This is a genomic window from Paenibacillus sp. S-12 (assembly GCF_030363895.1).
Taxonomy (GTDB): Bacteria; Bacillota; Bacilli; order Paenibacillales; family Paenibacillaceae; genus Paenibacillus_B; species Paenibacillus_B alvei.
The window spans coordinates 151,352-167,535 of sequence record NZ_JASIUF010000012.1 but is presented as its reverse complement, the minus strand read 5'-3'; the positions used below and the strand labels follow the sequence as shown (position 1 = coordinate 167,535).

Sequence of the window (16,184 nt, the reverse complement as noted above, 5' to 3'; positions counted from 1 at the left end):
ATGAAGTATGAATAATGCCCAATCTGCATTGAAGGTGGCAGCAGGGATTTTTCTTACCATTGCATTAATTACGATCGTTGTCTTATTGTTCGTCAGCGCACAAGAGGCAACGAAGACGGCGCAAAATGAGTTTTCCTCCATCCAGACAGAGCTGAGCAAGGCATCTTTTACGGTATATGATAATACCTCGGTAAGCGGTTCTCAGGTTATCAATGCAATACGGAAGTTTTTTAAACAAGATCAATTTGGTATTCGTGTAGTTACAGGCAAAAACAGAGCCAGCAAATCAGATGGGAACCATTATGGTTATTATGTGCTGCCAAATGGCGAAATTGCAGGTAACAATCGAAATGACAGTATTGATTCGGCATTGAATGAGTCGTCGGATAACTATGTGAATCCAAGCGGTAAGTTTAAAGCAAAATTAATTGTTGATTCCAGCAATGTGACAAGAGGAATTGTTTTTGAGCAGCAATAGGGGATTAATTACCAACTGTGTGATGGCAGAATCAATATACTTTTACAATAGTCGCTATTCTTAAAGGAGTAATTCAGTATGTATCATGCGAGTCGAATGGTTGAACTAGCGGTAGCATCCATATTGTTAGTAGTCGCATTGGCTGTCGCTCTACAAATGATTGGAAGTACATCTTCTGTAATTCGACAAGTGGACTCTGCGAACCAAGATAAGGATCGCAGTGTTCGCGCAACGATTGATCCGATACGCTCCAAGTCTATAACATGCGCTGACGTCATTTTGTTTATTGGGCAGTTGAGGACAAATGTTGAACTAGTAGTCGAAGGCTTGAGATTTACTTCACCAATCCATCTTGATCAGATTCAACTCGATGCGATATCGCGAACCAAGCGTTATGAACTTAGCGTGGAACGAAATGAAGGTGGCGACATCCGAAAAATGATCTTCAGGTAGGAGGATTCGTGTGGGGAATGCAGTGTTGAAGCTGCTTAGTGTGATGATAGGAGTTTTGCTGCTATTCCTTTACCCGATATTAGAATCATATCAGCGGCAGGATGATTTGGCTGTGATGTATGTGATGAGAAGTGCATCTACATTTTCAGATGCGGTAAGGGATAAGGGAGCGATTACACCTGTCATGTGGAATGATTTTATGACGGATATCGAGCGGACAGGAAATACATACGAGGTTGTTGTAGAACATTATGAGAAAAAATATGATCCAATATACACGGATCCCGTTCAGAATAGTACGTTTGCTGGTGACTATTCGATTCGGTATCAATTGAACAATAAAGCAATGATTATGGAAAAAATGTTTCCAGGAGATGGTCAATCTGTCGAATCAACTACACGTAAATACAAGCTTAGCATTGGTGACTATTTCTTTGTATCTGTGAGCAATACGAATCGGACGCGAGCCGCAATGATTATGGACTGGTTAACTGGCTCGTTTGGCCCAACGGAGCGAATTCGTATTCCTGTCGGAGGAATGGTTCGAAATGAAAATAGTTAAATTCTCAATCCTTTTCGTCTTAATCTGTTTTCCTTTATTTTGGGTGAATAAGCTGCAAGCAAGAGAGGAAGCGGAAAAGCTGCAGCTTGAGCTGAAGTTTAACGACGCAATGAATCAAGCGGTTGATGATGCGGCCCGCACATTGCGGACATCAGCAGTTTGGAAGGAGACAGAGGAAGGCTATGAATCAAAGAAGCGGCTTGAGCTTCGTCGGGACGATGCAGTTGAATCATTTTTCATGACGCTATTTCTTAACTTTGGACTATGGGATGGTGTCAGAAAACAGGATGAGTTGAAGCGATATATACCGGTGGTTGCAATCATTGGTTACGATGGTCTCGATATATATGCTGAAGAAGAGTATGTCGGCAGAAGTGGAGATGCAATACTGAATCATGTATGGAAACCTACATTGCCATATGGCTTTACGGATCAGTACGGAAATGTAATCGGGTTCACGCTGGATGATTATGTTACGATATATCATCCGTCTTCGAAAAGATGGATTACAGGGTATCAGCGTGAGTTGAAGTACGATACGGCGGAAATTCCGCTTCTGAAGGATGATCATCTTTTCGATTCAGTAAGACGTACAACAATCGTGAATACAGTTCAGAACGCATTGGCCAGTACGATTAACGCACACAATGAGATTTCTCTGCGAAATGGCGTTTCCTACACGTTTACACTACCAGCTATCTCTGAAGAAGAGTGGCATAATACGATTAATGATGTCGGAGTAATGGCTTTTATTCAAGGTCTTCCTGTAGGCTACTCTACATATAATCATTATGCACTTGGTGGTTCACGGCTGCTGAAGCGGGATAATTATCGTGGCACGATTATAAATGGAATTAAATATGCATTTCCTGAAAGATGCGCTCCTACAGATGCGATAGAATCTTATTTGTCTGCTCCTGATGCTGCTAAACGAGGGTATTTCATAAGATCATGTCCCTAATGAAATGGTTCTCGTGTATTCATCAATTATATAGGGCACTATGTTGAGATATTGTAAATCTATTGTCTCGATTCGTGCCTCATGCTAACAATATAGGAGATATGAAGACATTACGGTGATGAGACGAGGAGCAATCGAACAAGAATGAGTACCTATAGGAAGAAATTACGAGAAACGTTTGTGACTGCACTTCAATTGGGGGTAACCTCATTTGGAGGCCCAGCAGCGCATATTGGATATTTCCATAGAACTTATGTGCGGCAATTAAAATGGGTTACTGATCAACAATTTGCAGATATGCTAGCTGTTAGTCAAATGCTTCCCGGCCCTTCTAGCAGCCAGCTAGGAATTGGAATTGGGATAAGCAGGGCAGGATGGCTTGGCGGTATAGCAGCATGGCTGGGATTTACGTTCCCATCTGCTTGTCTGCTTGCCTTATTTGCATATGGGATCAACTGGATGCCTAGTCAAGATCCAGGGTGGCTGCAGGGACTGAAGATTGCTGCTGTCCCAATCATTATTCAAGCATTGTGGGGAATGAATAAGCAATTGACGACTGATACGCACCGCAGAACGATTGCTATCATTGCCGCTATTCTATCTCTTCTACTGCCTGGCGTATACGGGCAGCTAATGATTATAGCACTGTCACTAGCTGGTGGTGTCTTATTGTTCCGAAATGAACTGGATGAATCTGTACTAACCTCCAGAAATGGAGGCATTTCAACCGTATGCGAAGAAGAAGTTATGACCATGATTTCACGTACTTTTGCAAAATGGATGCTGGCACTATTTATCTTGCTGCTCGTTGGCCTGCCCATAGTGGGCTCATATATTCCCGGTGTACTAACTCAGCTTATGGAAATGATGTACCGTACAGGGGCATCAGTATTTGGCGGAGGACATGTTGTTTTACCTATGCTTAAGCAGGAGTTAATGTCCGCGGAATTGTTGGACGATTCGACATTGCTAGCGGGATATGGAGCAGCACAGGCCGTTCCGGGCCCATTGTTTACATTCGCGGCATTTATCGGGGCGTCCATTAGCCACGGTAGTTTTGGGGTTTTACTGGCTATTGTGTCAATTTTATTTATCTTCCTTCCTTCGTACTTACTGATGGGGGCGGTATTGCCATTTATGTCGCATATCCGACGAAGTCGAGTAGTTCGAGCTGCATTACATGGGGTTAATGCAGCAGTAGTGGGATTATTGCTAGCTGCTCTATATGATCCTGTAATTACGACATCAGTTACTACTCCATTGCATATGTGCATTGTGCTCATTGGGGTAATGTCACTTATCGTATGGAAGCAATCGCCGTTGATTACGGTTTTACTGTCTGCCTTGTCGGGGATGTTGCTGTTGTAAGTAAAGTAGTGATTATCAAACAGCCATTTGATGTCAGTCATTCGTACTGGAGCATCAAATGGCTATTTTCTTACGAAGATTGAGGATAAGATTGCAGGAAAAGCAGTGTACATTCAATCGCGACTGCAAATGATTAGTAAGTAGCCTTCCTTTACTTGAATAGTTGCGGCATCAACATCATCCCATTCGTTGCTAACCCCTAGAGATTGTCCGATATGTAGTGTTGCATCATCAAGCGGATACTTAAATCCGGTTAATGTAATCCCTGTTACCGTTAAGCTCAAAGGAAGTAAAGATACGTAAGGATAATTGTTAGTCTGAAGTGTTACCGTCGAGTTTGTTAACATAATAATGTTATGGTCATTGATTATACGACACATAATCCCTGCATCAACGGCTTTACGCAATAAATGTATATTAGCCATCGTGTGATCAAGACGTGTACCGGTTACTCCGAACATTGTAATTTGCGATGGTTTCATCGCTAACGCACGATTGAATGCAAGCTCTGAATCGGTATAATTTTTATCGATCGCGTCACAATCTGTATACTGCCTGCTTGATTCACGAATTCGTTCACGTTCAGCATCAGTGACAGAGTCAAAATCCCCTAAGGCCAGATCAGGTGTGATTTGATGCTGTACAAGATATAGTGCGCCTCGATCGGCACCAATAATATAATCGCAAATTTGAATTTGCATCAGAATTTGTTCCGAGATGGCTCCTCCAGCTACAATGGCAATATGTGATGGTGTTATGGGTAACTTTAGATCGTTTGGCAATGTAAAGACCTTCCTTTAATTCACTAATAGGGTTGATGGCATGCTGCATCCTTTTTATTATATCGAATTATGCAAGTCGAACCAAATATAAAATCCATTTGCATTACATAGTGACAGTCGATACAATAAGTGAAATCTTATGGAGGATGTGACCATTTATATGTTGGGGGAATTCCGCTAACAGTAAAATAGTGATAATAAAGGAGGGAGCTTCTGTGACAGAAAGTACGAAAGTAAAAGTATTGTTTGTTTGTTTGGGAAATATCTGCCGATCTCCTATGGCTGAGGCCGTGTTCCGTGACCAAGTAAAGCAGGCGGGCTTGGAACACGTGATTCAAGTGGATTCAGCAGGAACAGGGGACTGGCATATCGGTCATCCGCCGCATGAAGGAACGCGCAAGTTGTTGGACAAGCATGGTATTACTTATGAGGGGATGATAGCGCGCCAGTTGATACCGACGGATTTTCAGACGTTTACGTATATTGTTTGTATGGATCCGAACAACGAACGTAATGTGCTGGATTGGAACGGTTCAGACACTCGGACATCAGAAGTTCTTCGATTCATGTCTTTGCTGCCGGAAGAGAATAGCGACGAGGTTCCTGATCCGTACTATACAGGCAATTTCGAAGAGGTATACCGCTTAATTAAGACAGGTTGCGAGCGCTTATTAAAGCGAATCAAAAATGAACATCAATTCATGTGACAAAATTTTATTATAATAGGATCAAAGTAGTGACATACATCCTTGTATGCCACTACTTTTTTTTATTAAATAGGGATGTCTCATATCATTGCTCGTAATGTGACAGCTATAAGATAGGCGGGCTTGATTAGTCTAGGAAATGACGCAGAGCATCTGGGACGTATTTTTGCCAGAATCCCCACAAATGATGTCCATCATGCTCAGCATAGTGGACATGTGCTTTTCGATCTGTAAAAAGCTTATGTGTATCTCGGTTCAATTCAACGAAGTTGTAAGTGCCCGTATCAGTTGTAAAGGCCGTCTCTTGCAAACCAACAATCATAAAGAGATGCAGCCATGAAAGATCCTGCTCCTTCGCAATTAGCTGCTGCGAATATGGATAATAGGCGCCGGATAATGAGATTACTTGGCGGAACTTATCAGGATATTTTAGTGCCAAATGCAGAGATACTGTACCCCCAAGTGAATCACCGGCAAGCGTGATTTCTGTCCAGTCTGTTCGAACAGGATACATCTGCTCGATTGCAGGTACAATTTCTTCTGCGAATGCACGTGTATACGAATCAAATCGTTCTCCATCTGGAGCGTACTCTGAAGTGCGAATTTTCTTATTTACATCGACACCAACGATAATAAATGGCTCCATATCGTCTTCGATAATGAGCTGATTCGCGTGTGTCGCAATGCGACCGAAATTAAAGAAATCTTCTCCATCCTGACAATAGACAACCGGGTAGCTGAGAATTTCCTGGTATCCCGGCGGCAAGTATACGCGAACGTGACGGCTGCCTCCTTCGAGATATTTGCTTGGAATATCGTGTTTTACAATAGTTCTTTTTAAGATTGAAGAATCTGACATGCATAGCACCGCCTTCATGCAAAATTTTATCAATGTTGGTGAATACTAAATTCGATGGTCTTGATTAGAGAATCACTATAGAAAAAAGCAGGATTTTTGGCTTTCTACTATATAATGTTCCGCGAACAAGTATCGAGTATGTGAGTGAGTTCACAAATTTGTAACACCCTGTTATAGTCAAAAATAAGAGCTGTTATAACAACAATTCAACAAAATGTTCACTTTTTTCGCGTTTTATTTTGACCAATCGACTAAAACAGGTGTATAATAATTCTATAACAGCGAAACAAAATCTTCAAACTTTTATTGAGGTGAAAAACATGAGCAAGTTCCCATTTGAAGTTCAGACGGAAGATATTCAACCGTTGTCCGTTTTGTCTCCGGAAGGAGAAATTGTTAACCCGGATATGGTTCCGGATCTGACTGACGAACAATTGAAAGAAATCATGTACCGTATGGTATTTACACGTACATGGGATGATCGCGCAATCAACCTCGGTCGTCAAGGCCGCCTTGGTTTCTATGCACCTGTATCCGGTCAAGAAGCTTCTATGGTAGGTAGTGTATATCCTTTGCAAAAAGAAGACTTTGTTGTGCCAGCATATCGTGACATGCCGCAAATCGTATGGCACGGATTGCCATTGTACCAAGCATTCTTGTACTCCCGTGGACATCAACATGGTGGACAAATTCCAGAAGGCGTTAACGTAATGATGCCGCAAATCATCATCGGTGCGCAAATCCTGCACGCGATGGGTATTGCTATGGGCTTCAAATTGAAAAAGCAAGCACAAGTTGCAATCACATACACAGGTGACGGCGGTTCTTCCGAGGGCGACTTCTACGAAGGCTTGAACTTCGCAGGCGCATTCAACTTGCCAGTTATCTTCTTCGTACAAAACAACGGTTATGCAATCACAACTCCATTTGCGAAACAAACAAATGCGAAGTCGATCGCTCACAAATCCGTTGCAGCAGGTATCCATGGCATGCAAGTAGACGGCATGGACGTACTTGCCGTTATCAAGGCTGTTCAAATCGCTGCAGAACGCGGACGCAAAGGTGAGGGCGCAACATTGATCGAAGCGTTGACTTACCGTTACCGTCCACACTCCATGGCGGACGATACTACAAAATATCGTACAAAAGACGAAGAAGCAGAATGGGCAATCAAAGATCCACTCGTGCGCTTCGGCAAATACTTGGAGAAAAAAGGTCTTTGGACAGAAGAAGACACAGCTCGCGTAAAAGATGAAGCAAAAGCAAAAGTGAACGAAGAAATCAAACGTGCTGAAAAGACAGAGAAAATGACTGTTTCAGGTTTGATCGACAGCATGTTCGAAACAACTCCGAAATTCTTGGAAGAGCAAAAAGCAGATTTCCAATAATTCGGACAGCGATCTGAAAGTTAACGGGACTCGTATTGATGCGAGGACAACGAATCCATATAAGGTTCTGTGATAACGGTAAGGAGGAAACGAAGCAATGGCACAAATGAATATGAAAGAAGCGATTCGCGACGCAATGCGCGTTGAGTTGAAACGAGACCCTAATGTTGTGGTCTTTGGGGAAGACGTTGGCCATGTCGGCGGTGTATTCCGTGCGACTGAAGGTTTGCAAAAAGAATTTGGTGAAGAGCGTGTATTCGATACACCGCTTGCGGAGTCCGCAATTGGCGGTTTGGCAGTAGGTCTTGGTGTTCAAGGCTTCCGTCCTGTTGCTGAAATCCAATTCGTAGGTTTCATCTATGAAGCACTTGACCAAATGTGCGTTCAAGCAGCACGCATGCGCTTCCGTTCCGGCGGCCGCTACAATGCGCCAATCGTATTCCGTACACCATTTGGTGGCGGCGTAAAAGCTGCAGAATTGCACACTGACTCGCTAGAAGGATTGATGGTACAAACTCCTGGTATCAAGGTTATTGTTCCTTCCAATCCTTACGATGCAAAAGGATTGATGATTTCCGCAATCCGTGACAATGATCCAGTATTCTTCATGGAACACTTGAACCTGTACCATGCGTTCCGTGATGAAGTTCCAGAAGGCGAATATACAGTTGAGATCGGTAAAGCAAAAGTTGTTCGTGAAGGTAAAGACGTAACAATTCTTGCATACGGCTTGATGGTTCATACAGCAATGAAAGCTGCTGCTGAGCTTGAAAAGCAAGGCGTACAAGCAGAAGTAATCGACCTTCGCACTTTGGCGCCGCTTGATATCGACACAATCGTTGAGTCCATCAAGAAAACGAACCGCGCAATCGTTGTACAAGAAGCACAAAAAACTTCCGGCGTAGCTGCAGAGGTTATTGCGCAAATCAACGAAAAAGCGATTCTTCACTTGGAAGCACCTGTACTTCGCGTTGCAGGTCCAGATACAGTGTATCCTTTCGCACAAATCGAAGATCAATGGTTGCCTACACCAGCTCGCATCGTAGATGGCGTCAATAAAGTATTGAACTTCTAAGAGAGAACCGAACAGAGAGTAGAAGGAGGATTTTACTGTGGCTAAATTTGAGTATCGCTTCCCTGAACTAGGGGAGGGCCTTCACGAAGGCGAAATTATTAAAATGCACATTAAAGCAGGAGACAAGGTAACTGATGATGACATCATCATGGAAGTACAAAACGATAAAGCTATCGTTGAAGTTCCTTGCCCTGTAAATGGTACGGTATTGGAAGTATTCGCGAAAGATGGTCAAGTATGCCACATGGGCGAAGTTGTAGCGATCATCGACGCTGAAGGTGACATTCCTGAGCAAGATATGCCAGAAGAAGCAGCTCAAGAGGAAGCAGCTCCTGCACCAGCAGCAGCTGAAGCTCCTAAAGCTGAAGGCGTAGCAACAGCACCTAACCGTGATGTTCTTGCAACTCCAAGCGTTCGCAAGCATGCTCGCGATCTTGGCGTGAACATTGCTGAAGTTCCTGCTACAGGCAAGAACGGTAAAATCACTCGTGAAGATGTAGATGCATTCGCTAACGGAGGAGCACCTGCAGCTCCAGCAGCAGCTGCAGCACCAAAAGCAGAAGAAGCGAAAACAGCAGCACCAGCAGCACCTGCAACAGGGCGTGCAGCTGAAGAAGAGCGCGTACCATTCAAAGGTATCCGCAAAGCGATCTCCAATGCAATGGTTAAATCGGCTTATACAGCTCCACACGTTACAATCATGGACGAAGTGGAAGTTGGCGAGCTTGTTGCTTTCCGCACACGCTTGAAGCCAATGATGGAGAAGAAAGGTATAAAAGTAACTTACCTTCCATTCATCGTAAAAGCACTCGTTGCAGCTTGCCGTCAATTCCCTGCGATGAACGCAATGATCGACGAAGCAAACAACGAAATCGTGTACAAAAAATACTACAACATCGGTATTGCAACAGATACAGACAATGGCTTGATCGTTCCTGTTATCAATGATGCAGATCGTCGCAGCATCTGGATGATCGCTGATGATATTAAAGACTTGGCTAGCCGTGGTCGCGAAGGCAAACTTGGCCCGAACGAATTGAAAGGCAGCACAATTACAATCACTAACATCGGTTCTGCTGGCGGTATGTTCTTTACTCCGATCATCAACTTCCCAGAAGTTGCAATCTTGGGTACAGGCCGTATCTCCGAGAAACCAGTTGTGAAGAACGGCGAAATCGTGGCAGCGCCAGTTATGGCATTGTCCCTCAGCTTCGACCACCGTCTGATCGACGGCGCGACAGCTCAAAACTTTATGAACTACATCAAGCAACTGCTTGCTAACCCTGAGTTGCTTGTAATGGAGGTGTAACCGGAAATGGTAGTAGGAGACGCATCTTTGAATATTGACACTTTGGTTATCGGGGCAGGCCCTGGCGGTTACGTGGCAGCGATTCGCGCTGCCCAACTCGGCCAAAGCGTACTCATCGTAGATAAATCCGAACTCGGCGGTGTTTGCTTGAACCGCGGTTGTATTCCATCCAAAGCGCTTATTAGCGCGGCACATCAATATGAAGTAACACAACACGCTTCTGCAATCGGTATTACTGCAGAAAACGTAAAAGTTGACTTCAAAAAAGTGCAAGAATTCAAAGGCGGCGTAGTTAAGAAATTGACTGGCGGCGTAGGCGCTTTGTTGAAAGCTAACAAAGTTCAAGTGTTCAAAGGCGAATGCATGTTCATCAATGAAAATGAAGCACGTGTCTTCAACGATCAAGAAGCACCGCGCTACAAGTTCAAAAACTGCATCATCGCAACAGGTTCCCGTCCAATCGAATTGAAGCCATTCCCATTCACTGGACGCATCCTGTCTTCGACAGAAGCTTTGGAATTGCAAGAAGTTCCTAATTCCTTGATCGTTATCGGTGGCGGCTACATCGGCGCTGAGCTTGGTCAAATGTACTCCAAGTTCGGCACGAAAGTAACAGTTATCGAAGGCGCGGACATGGTTCTTCCTGGCTTCGATAAAGACATGACACAACTTGTATCGAAAAACATGAAGAAATCCAATGTTGAGATCTTCACTGGTGCTAAAGCTGAGTCTGCTACACAAACAGACAAAGACGTTACTGTGAAATTCACAGTTGGCGGCGAGTCCAAAGAAGTGACAGCTGACTACTTGCTCGTAACAGTTGGTCGTCGTCCGAACACAGACGGTGAGCTTGGTCTGGACATGATCGGCGTGAAAATGACTGATCGAGGCTTGATCGAAGTTGACCATCAAGGTCGCACAAGCATTCCACACATCTTCGCTATCGGCGATATCGTTGCTGGTCCTGCATTGGCTCACAAAGCTTCTTACGAAGGTAAAGTGGCTGCAGAAGCAATCGCTGGAATGCCTAGCGTTGTAGATTACAAGTGCATCCCTGCAGTATGCTTCACTGATCCAGAGTGCGCAAGCGTAGGCTTGTCTGAATCCGAAGCGAAGGAAAAAGGCTTCAAAGTGAAAGCTGGTAAATTCCCTTATGCAGGTAACGGTCGTGCGTTGTCCCTCGGCGGCAGCGTTGACGGCTTCGTGAAAATCGTATCCGATGCTGACACAGGTATCGTTCTCGGTTCTCAAATCGTTGGTCCTGAAGCATCGAACTTGATCGCGGAGATGGGCTTGGCAGTTGAAATGGCTGCAACTGTAGAAGACTTGGCTCTTACAATCCACGCTCACCCAACACTTGGTGAAATCGTGATGGAAGCTGCTGAAGTTGTTCTTGGTCACCCAATCCACACGGTAGGTAAGTAATCCCCTCTCTCTCTGAGGGTTCTGTATACGTTCTGTTACGGTTCTGTTTATATATTGATTTGCTTTTGCCCTTGCAGCAGCGCTGCGGGGGCTTTTTTTTACCGAGATGTAAATGGTACTGGTTGTAAAAGGTCATCAATGTAATAAATAGGGGATTTTTCTTCTATATTACTAATACCAATGTATTGATGATAAGTACACATTTACGGAATGGAGAGGATACTATGAGCAATTTCTTTGATAAATTAAAACAAGGTGCGGCGGAAGCAGGCAAAAAAGCACAGACCACGATAGAGGTAAATCGGTTGAAATTTCAAATATCCTCAAAGGAAAAAGAAATTACGGGCATTTACAGTCGTATGGGAGAATGTGTATATCATGCCATGCAAAATGAGTCATTAGAAGAGATAAGTGATCAACTGTTACTCTTTAGTGAACAGGTCAATCAAAAGAAAGCCGAAATTCAGGAAATTGAAGACCGAATTCGCACCGTGCAGAATGAGAAGTTGTGTCCGGCTTGTAGTAAACCTGCTGCATTAGATACGAAGTTTTGCTCGAGTTGTGGTCATCACTTTGTAGATCATAATCCAAATATGGAAAATGGAGAAATAAAAGTGATGGTTGTATGTCCAGTGTGTCAGGTAGCAAGTGAGAAAAGCTCTAGCTTTTGTGCGGAATGTGGACATAAATTCGAAGGGCAGCAATAAGATGGTGATGCATCCGGGTATAATATGCCCGGATTTTGCTTTTGATTTTGCCTCCTTTAGAGAATGAGAATCAAGTAACCTTAAGGTAAGGCGCAACTTGGTATACAATCAACACAATGATAATGGAATGGGATACCCGATGATTTTTTTACTTCGGAATGGTACACTAGGTAAGATACACTTCAGAACGGTAAGGAAAGTGAGTGGATAGAGAATGAAATCATATTTGGCATTGTTGCAGGATATTTTGGATCATGGTGTGAAAAAAGAGGATCGCACGGGGACAGGTACTATCTCAGTATTTGGCCGGCAGCTTCGATTTGACCTAAATGAAGGCTTCCCGCTCGTGACGACGAAGCGTCTGCATCTTCGTTCGATTATTCATGAGCTGCTGTGGTTCCTTAGCGGCGATACGAATATCGGCTACTTGAAGGAAAACAAGGTAACGATTTGGGATGAGTGGGCAGACGAGAACGGTAATCTTGGCCCTGTCTACGGATCTCAATGGCGGAAGTGGGAGACGAAAGACGGTCGTACGATTGACCAAATCACGAATGTTATTGAACAAATTAAGTCGAATCCGGATTCTCGCCGCTTGCTCGTGTCAGCATGGAATGTAGGAGAGGTCGACCAAATGAAGCTGCCTCCTTGCCACTATTCCTTCCAATTTTACGTTGCGGAGGGCAAGCTGAGCTGTTTATTGAACATGCGTTCCGTGGATACATTCCTTGGATTGCCGTTCAATATTGCTAGCTACGCGCTGTTGACGCATATGGTTGCTCAGCAATGCGATTTGGAGGTAGGTGAGTTCATATGGAGCGGTGGTGACGTCCATATTTACTCTAACCATTTGGAGCAGGTGAACACGCAGTTGCAGCGTGAACCGTTGCCGCTTCCAAAGCTGGTCATTAAGCGCAAGCCAGAATCGATCTTTGATTATCGCTTTGAGGATTTTGAATTTGAAGGCTACGAATATCACCCGGCAATCAAAGCGCCTGTAGCTGTGTAGGAGCAGCGAACGTAATGATTACATTCGACTTCTGTGACTCTGCAACAAACGAACCAAGGAGGAATTGAATTTGTCGATTACGATGATATGGGCGATGGATGAACAGCGGCTTATCGGCAAGGATAACGGGATGCCATGGCACCTGCCGAATGATATGAAGTTTTTCCGTGAGAATACGAAAGGCAAGATCGTTGTTATGGGCAGAAAAACGTATGAATCGCTGAATGGAGCACTACCGAAGCGTCGCAATCTCGTGCTGACGCGTAATTCGGAGTGGCGTACGGATGATGCCGAAGTTATTACTGACATCAATCCCGTACTTGAGCTTGCCCAAAATGAAGAAGTGATGATTATTGGTGGAGCACAAATTTACAATCTTTTCATGCCTCATGCGGATAAGCTGCTTGTAACCCGGATTTCGGGTACATTTGAAGGCGACGAGCGGTTTCCGGCATATGATGAGCATGTATGGGAGCTGGAATGGGAGCAGCCGGGCATTGTGGATGAAAAGAACGCGTATTCTCACCAATTCCAGTCCTATTTGCGGAAAAAATAGATCGAAAAACTAGTTGGTTAAGTTGCTGCTGTGTGAAGAAATGCAAATGATTTGTTCATGACTCCATTGGAATATAGGTATAAATTGAGTAGGATAGGTTGAAATAACATGTCGAAGAGTGCAATGAAAAACGATACATTAACAATTACAGGAATAGAAATACCAATCAACCTAACTCGTACAAATATACGGATGGACGGATGGAGGAAATCGCATGTCAACACCTACTGGATTTATGGAGTATCGCCGTCAGATTCCGGCTGATCGCGATCCCTTGGAACGGATGAAGGATTGGGAAGAGTTCCATAAGCATTTAAGTGAAGAAGAGCTTCGTATGCAAGGGGCCCGCTGTATGGACTGTGGAACTCCGTATTGTCATACTGGTATTGAAATGACGGGAGGAACATCAGGCTGTCCCGTACACAATCTAATTCCAGAATGGAATCAACTCGTGTATCGTGGGTTATGGCAGGAGGCTCTTGAGCGTTTGCACAAGACGAATAACTTCCCTGAATTCACAGGGCGCGTATGTCCTGCACCTTGTGAGGGCTCTTGCACGGTAGGTTTGATCGGCCAGCCGGTTACGATTAAGACGATAGAAGAAGCAATTATCGAGCGCGGATTTGCGGAAGGTTGGGTGCAGCCCGAGCCTCCTGCTCAGCGAACTGGGAAGCATGTAGCAATCGTAGGCTCTGGCCCTGCTGGACTTGCCTGTGCCGCTCAATTAAACAAGGCAGGTCATTCGGTTACTGTCTTTGAGCGGGCAGATCGTCTAGGAGGTCTACTTACGTACGGGATCCCGACAATGAAGCTCGAGAAGCATGTTGTGGATCGACGCATTCAGCTTCTAGAAGCGGAAGGCATTCAATTTTTGACGAATACGGAGATTGGCAAGGACATACCTGCAGAGCAGTTAGTTGTCTCTCATGATGCTGTCGTTTTATGCGGTGGCGCCACAAAACCGCGTGAGTTCCAAATCGAAGGAAGCAATTTGCAAGGAATTCACTATGCGATGGATTACTTGAACGGTACGATTAAGAGCTACCTGGATTCCAAGCTGGAGGATGGCCAGTTCATTCATGCGAAGGGCAAGGATGTGATCGTCATCGGCGGTGGGGACACCGGAACTGATTGTGTGGCTACAGCGCTGCGTCATGGATGCCGCAGCGTAACTCAATTCGGCACGCATGAGATGGCGCCGTTGACACGAGATGCTAGCATCAATCCTTGGCCGCAGTTCCCGAACGTATATACATTAGATTATGCTCATGAGGAAGCAAAAGCCTTGTATGGCAATGATCCGCGCGAATTCTCCATTATGACGACCAAGTTCGTCGGTGATGGGAATGGCTATATCAAGGAGCTTCATACGGTGCAGATCAAACGGATCGTGGATGAATCCGGAAAGAAGAGCTATAAGCCGATTCCGGGGACAGAGCGTGTATTTCCGGCTCAGCTCGTTTTAATTGCAATCGGATTTGATGGACCGGAACAGACCCTAATTCAGCAGCTTGGCTTGGAGACAGATCGCCGTACGAATGTAAAGTCTGCATATGGCAAGTATATCACGAATGTTGATAAAGTTTTTGCGGCAGGCGATATGAGACGCGGCCAGAGTCTTGTCGTCTGGGCGATTAACGAAGGCCGTGAGGCAGCGCGGGAAGTAGACCGTTATTTGATGGGATCGACGTTGCTGCCATAACACGGTTCAAGGATGTTAAAGTTATGTAATCCATGCAGGGAGAAGCTGTGCCTTCTAGGGACTAACTCTCATTTATCAGATAAGGAACACAACAACTTGCAAGTTAAACAGCCAGGCGTCGAAATTAATCGGCGACTGGCTGTTTCGTTTCGTTTGAATACAAAGTTTTTTATCGAGGCTTTAGTTATATTAATTACCAACTGGTTGCTCTAAACGATGGAGTTCACCTTCCCGATACTCCTATTGCCATTTAGATATTTAGGCGAGTTAACTTTTCGCATCCTTAACTGTTCCATGATTGTTGTTACGGCATACTTCCAATCTCATCTGAATTGGCTTGCATTTTTACTTCTTTTGAATAGATCGCTCTCGTTGACGACAAAAAAATCCGATATTGTCCTCATATTTTACGACATAAAAAAACATTTTCTTGAAGGTGATTTAATTTTATGTAAGACCAGGCTACTTTTAGGATGTAAGCAGTACGTAATACCAATATGCGACGGCGTTATCCCTATTCATAGAAGCATTTTACAAAATAATTATATTAAACCATGTTGCCATAAAAAACGAAGAAAATGCGTTTTTTCTTAATATCGTCAAAATATTGAATCCCAGAAATCGACAAATAAATCAGTCAAAGGTCGAATAAACGCATTATATGTCGCAAATAAATAGTTGAATAATATCAGATTCTAGGATATCCTCTTGCTTGATTAGAAATGTTGTATTCGATTCGCAAATTTGTGGGATGATTTCCATTAAAATTTGATCGATCTATATTATTTATAGCGTTAACCGATCAGTAATTTAACGATAATGGTTAATGTCTTTATGAAAAAG

Annotated in this window: 16 protein-coding genes; 14 read left to right on the top strand and 2 right to left on the bottom strand. The window is 44.0% G+C overall.

The window, feature by feature from the left end; translation table 11 throughout:
• Positions 1–7 precede the first annotated feature (7 nt).
• The 5 genes from NO352_RS11830 (at position 8) to chrA (ending at position 3,822) form a co-directional block, all read left to right on the top strand.
• Entirely contained in the window at positions 8–478 is a 471-nt protein-coding gene (locus NO352_RS11830) for a hypothetical protein (protein WP_005549910.1), read from the top strand.
• Positions 479–556: 78 nt separating this feature from the next.
• The gene (locus tag NO352_RS11825) at positions 557–931 is read left to right on the top strand and encodes a hypothetical protein (protein ID WP_289355744.1); all 375 of its coding nucleotides are present in this window, start codon (positions 557–559) and stop codon (positions 929–931) included.
• A 10-nt stretch (positions 932–941) separates the two neighbouring features.
• Positions 942–1,493, top strand: a complete 552-nt coding sequence (locus NO352_RS11820; RefSeq protein ID WP_268599486.1) for a hypothetical protein — start codon at positions 942–944, stop codon at positions 1,491–1,493.
• Complete coding sequence (locus NO352_RS11815; RefSeq protein ID WP_289355743.1) at positions 1,480–2,454, top strand: hypothetical protein; 975 nt, start codon at positions 1,480–1,482, stop codon at positions 2,452–2,454. Before NO352_RS11820 ends, NO352_RS11815 begins: the two co-directional genes overlap by 14 nt.
• A gap of 144 nt (positions 2,455–2,598) precedes the next feature.
• Positions 2,599–3,822 (top strand): chromate efflux transporter, encoded by a 1,224-nt coding sequence (chrA, locus tag NO352_RS11810; protein WP_289355742.1) that lies wholly within the window; start codon positions 2,599–2,601, stop codon positions 3,820–3,822.
• A gap of 113 nt (positions 3,823–3,935) precedes the next feature.
• Here chrA and NO352_RS11805 read toward each other — a convergent pair whose 3' ends face one another.
• Entirely contained in the window at positions 3,936–4,604 is a 669-nt protein-coding gene (locus NO352_RS11805) for a thiamine diphosphokinase (RefSeq protein ID WP_289355741.1), read from the bottom strand.
• Between the two features lie 215 nt (positions 4,605–4,819).
• Between NO352_RS11805 and NO352_RS11800 the strand changes: the two genes are divergently transcribed.
• Positions 4,820–5,311 carry a low molecular weight protein-tyrosine-phosphatase gene (locus NO352_RS11800; RefSeq protein WP_268599489.1) on the top strand — a complete coding sequence of 164 codons (492 nt, stop codon included), beginning with the start codon at positions 4,820–4,822 and terminating at the stop codon, positions 5,309–5,311.
• Positions 5,312–5,438: 127 nt separating this feature from the next.
• Here NO352_RS11800 and NO352_RS11795 read toward each other — a convergent pair whose 3' ends face one another.
• Positions 5,439–6,170: an alpha/beta hydrolase gene (locus NO352_RS11795; protein ID WP_268599490.1), complete on the bottom strand. Its 732-nt coding sequence runs from the start codon at positions 6,168–6,170 to the stop codon at positions 5,439–5,441.
• A gap of 320 nt (positions 6,171–6,490) precedes the next feature.
• On the opposite strand from NO352_RS11795, the gene pdhA reads away from it, so the two are divergent.
• The 8 genes from pdhA (at position 6,491) to NO352_RS11755 (ending at position 15,341) form a co-directional block, all read left to right on the top strand.
• The gene (gene pdhA, locus NO352_RS11790) at positions 6,491–7,558 is read left to right on the top strand and encodes a pyruvate dehydrogenase (acetyl-transferring) E1 component subunit alpha (RefSeq protein WP_005549922.1); all 1,068 of its coding nucleotides are present in this window, start codon (positions 6,491–6,493) and stop codon (positions 7,556–7,558) included.
• A 97-nt stretch (positions 7,559–7,655) separates the two neighbouring features.
• Positions 7,656–8,633: an alpha-ketoacid dehydrogenase subunit beta gene (locus tag NO352_RS11785; RefSeq protein WP_005549923.1), complete on the top strand. Its 978-nt coding sequence runs from the start codon at positions 7,656–7,658 to the stop codon at positions 8,631–8,633.
• Between the two features lie 37 nt (positions 8,634–8,670).
• Positions 8,671–9,942: a dihydrolipoamide acetyltransferase family protein gene (locus NO352_RS11780; RefSeq protein WP_005549924.1), complete on the top strand. Its 1,272-nt coding sequence runs from the start codon at positions 8,671–8,673 to the stop codon at positions 9,940–9,942.
• A gap of 6 nt (positions 9,943–9,948) precedes the next feature.
• Positions 9,949–11,367 carry a dihydrolipoyl dehydrogenase gene (gene lpdA, locus NO352_RS11775; RefSeq protein WP_005549925.1) on the top strand — a complete coding sequence of 473 codons (1,419 nt, stop codon included), beginning with the start codon at positions 9,949–9,951 and terminating at the stop codon, positions 11,365–11,367.
• Between the two features lie 224 nt (positions 11,368–11,591).
• Positions 11,592–12,074, top strand: a complete 483-nt coding sequence (locus tag NO352_RS11770; protein WP_005549926.1) for a zinc ribbon domain-containing protein — start codon at positions 11,592–11,594, stop codon at positions 12,072–12,074.
• A 214-nt stretch (positions 12,075–12,288) separates the two neighbouring features.
• Positions 12,289–13,083, top strand: coding sequence for a thymidylate synthase (gene thyA, locus NO352_RS11765; RefSeq protein ID WP_005549927.1), 795 nt, complete (start codon positions 12,289–12,291; stop codon positions 13,081–13,083).
• Positions 13,084–13,153: 70 nt separating this feature from the next.
• The gene (locus NO352_RS11760; RefSeq protein ID WP_289355740.1) at positions 13,154–13,639 is read left to right on the top strand and encodes a dihydrofolate reductase; all 486 of its coding nucleotides are present in this window, start codon (positions 13,154–13,156) and stop codon (positions 13,637–13,639) included.
• 214 nt (positions 13,640–13,853) lie between these two features.
• The gene (locus tag NO352_RS11755; protein WP_289355739.1) at positions 13,854–15,341 is read left to right on the top strand and encodes a glutamate synthase subunit beta; all 1,488 of its coding nucleotides are present in this window, start codon (positions 13,854–13,856) and stop codon (positions 15,339–15,341) included.
• Positions 15,342–16,184 lie beyond the last annotated feature (843 nt).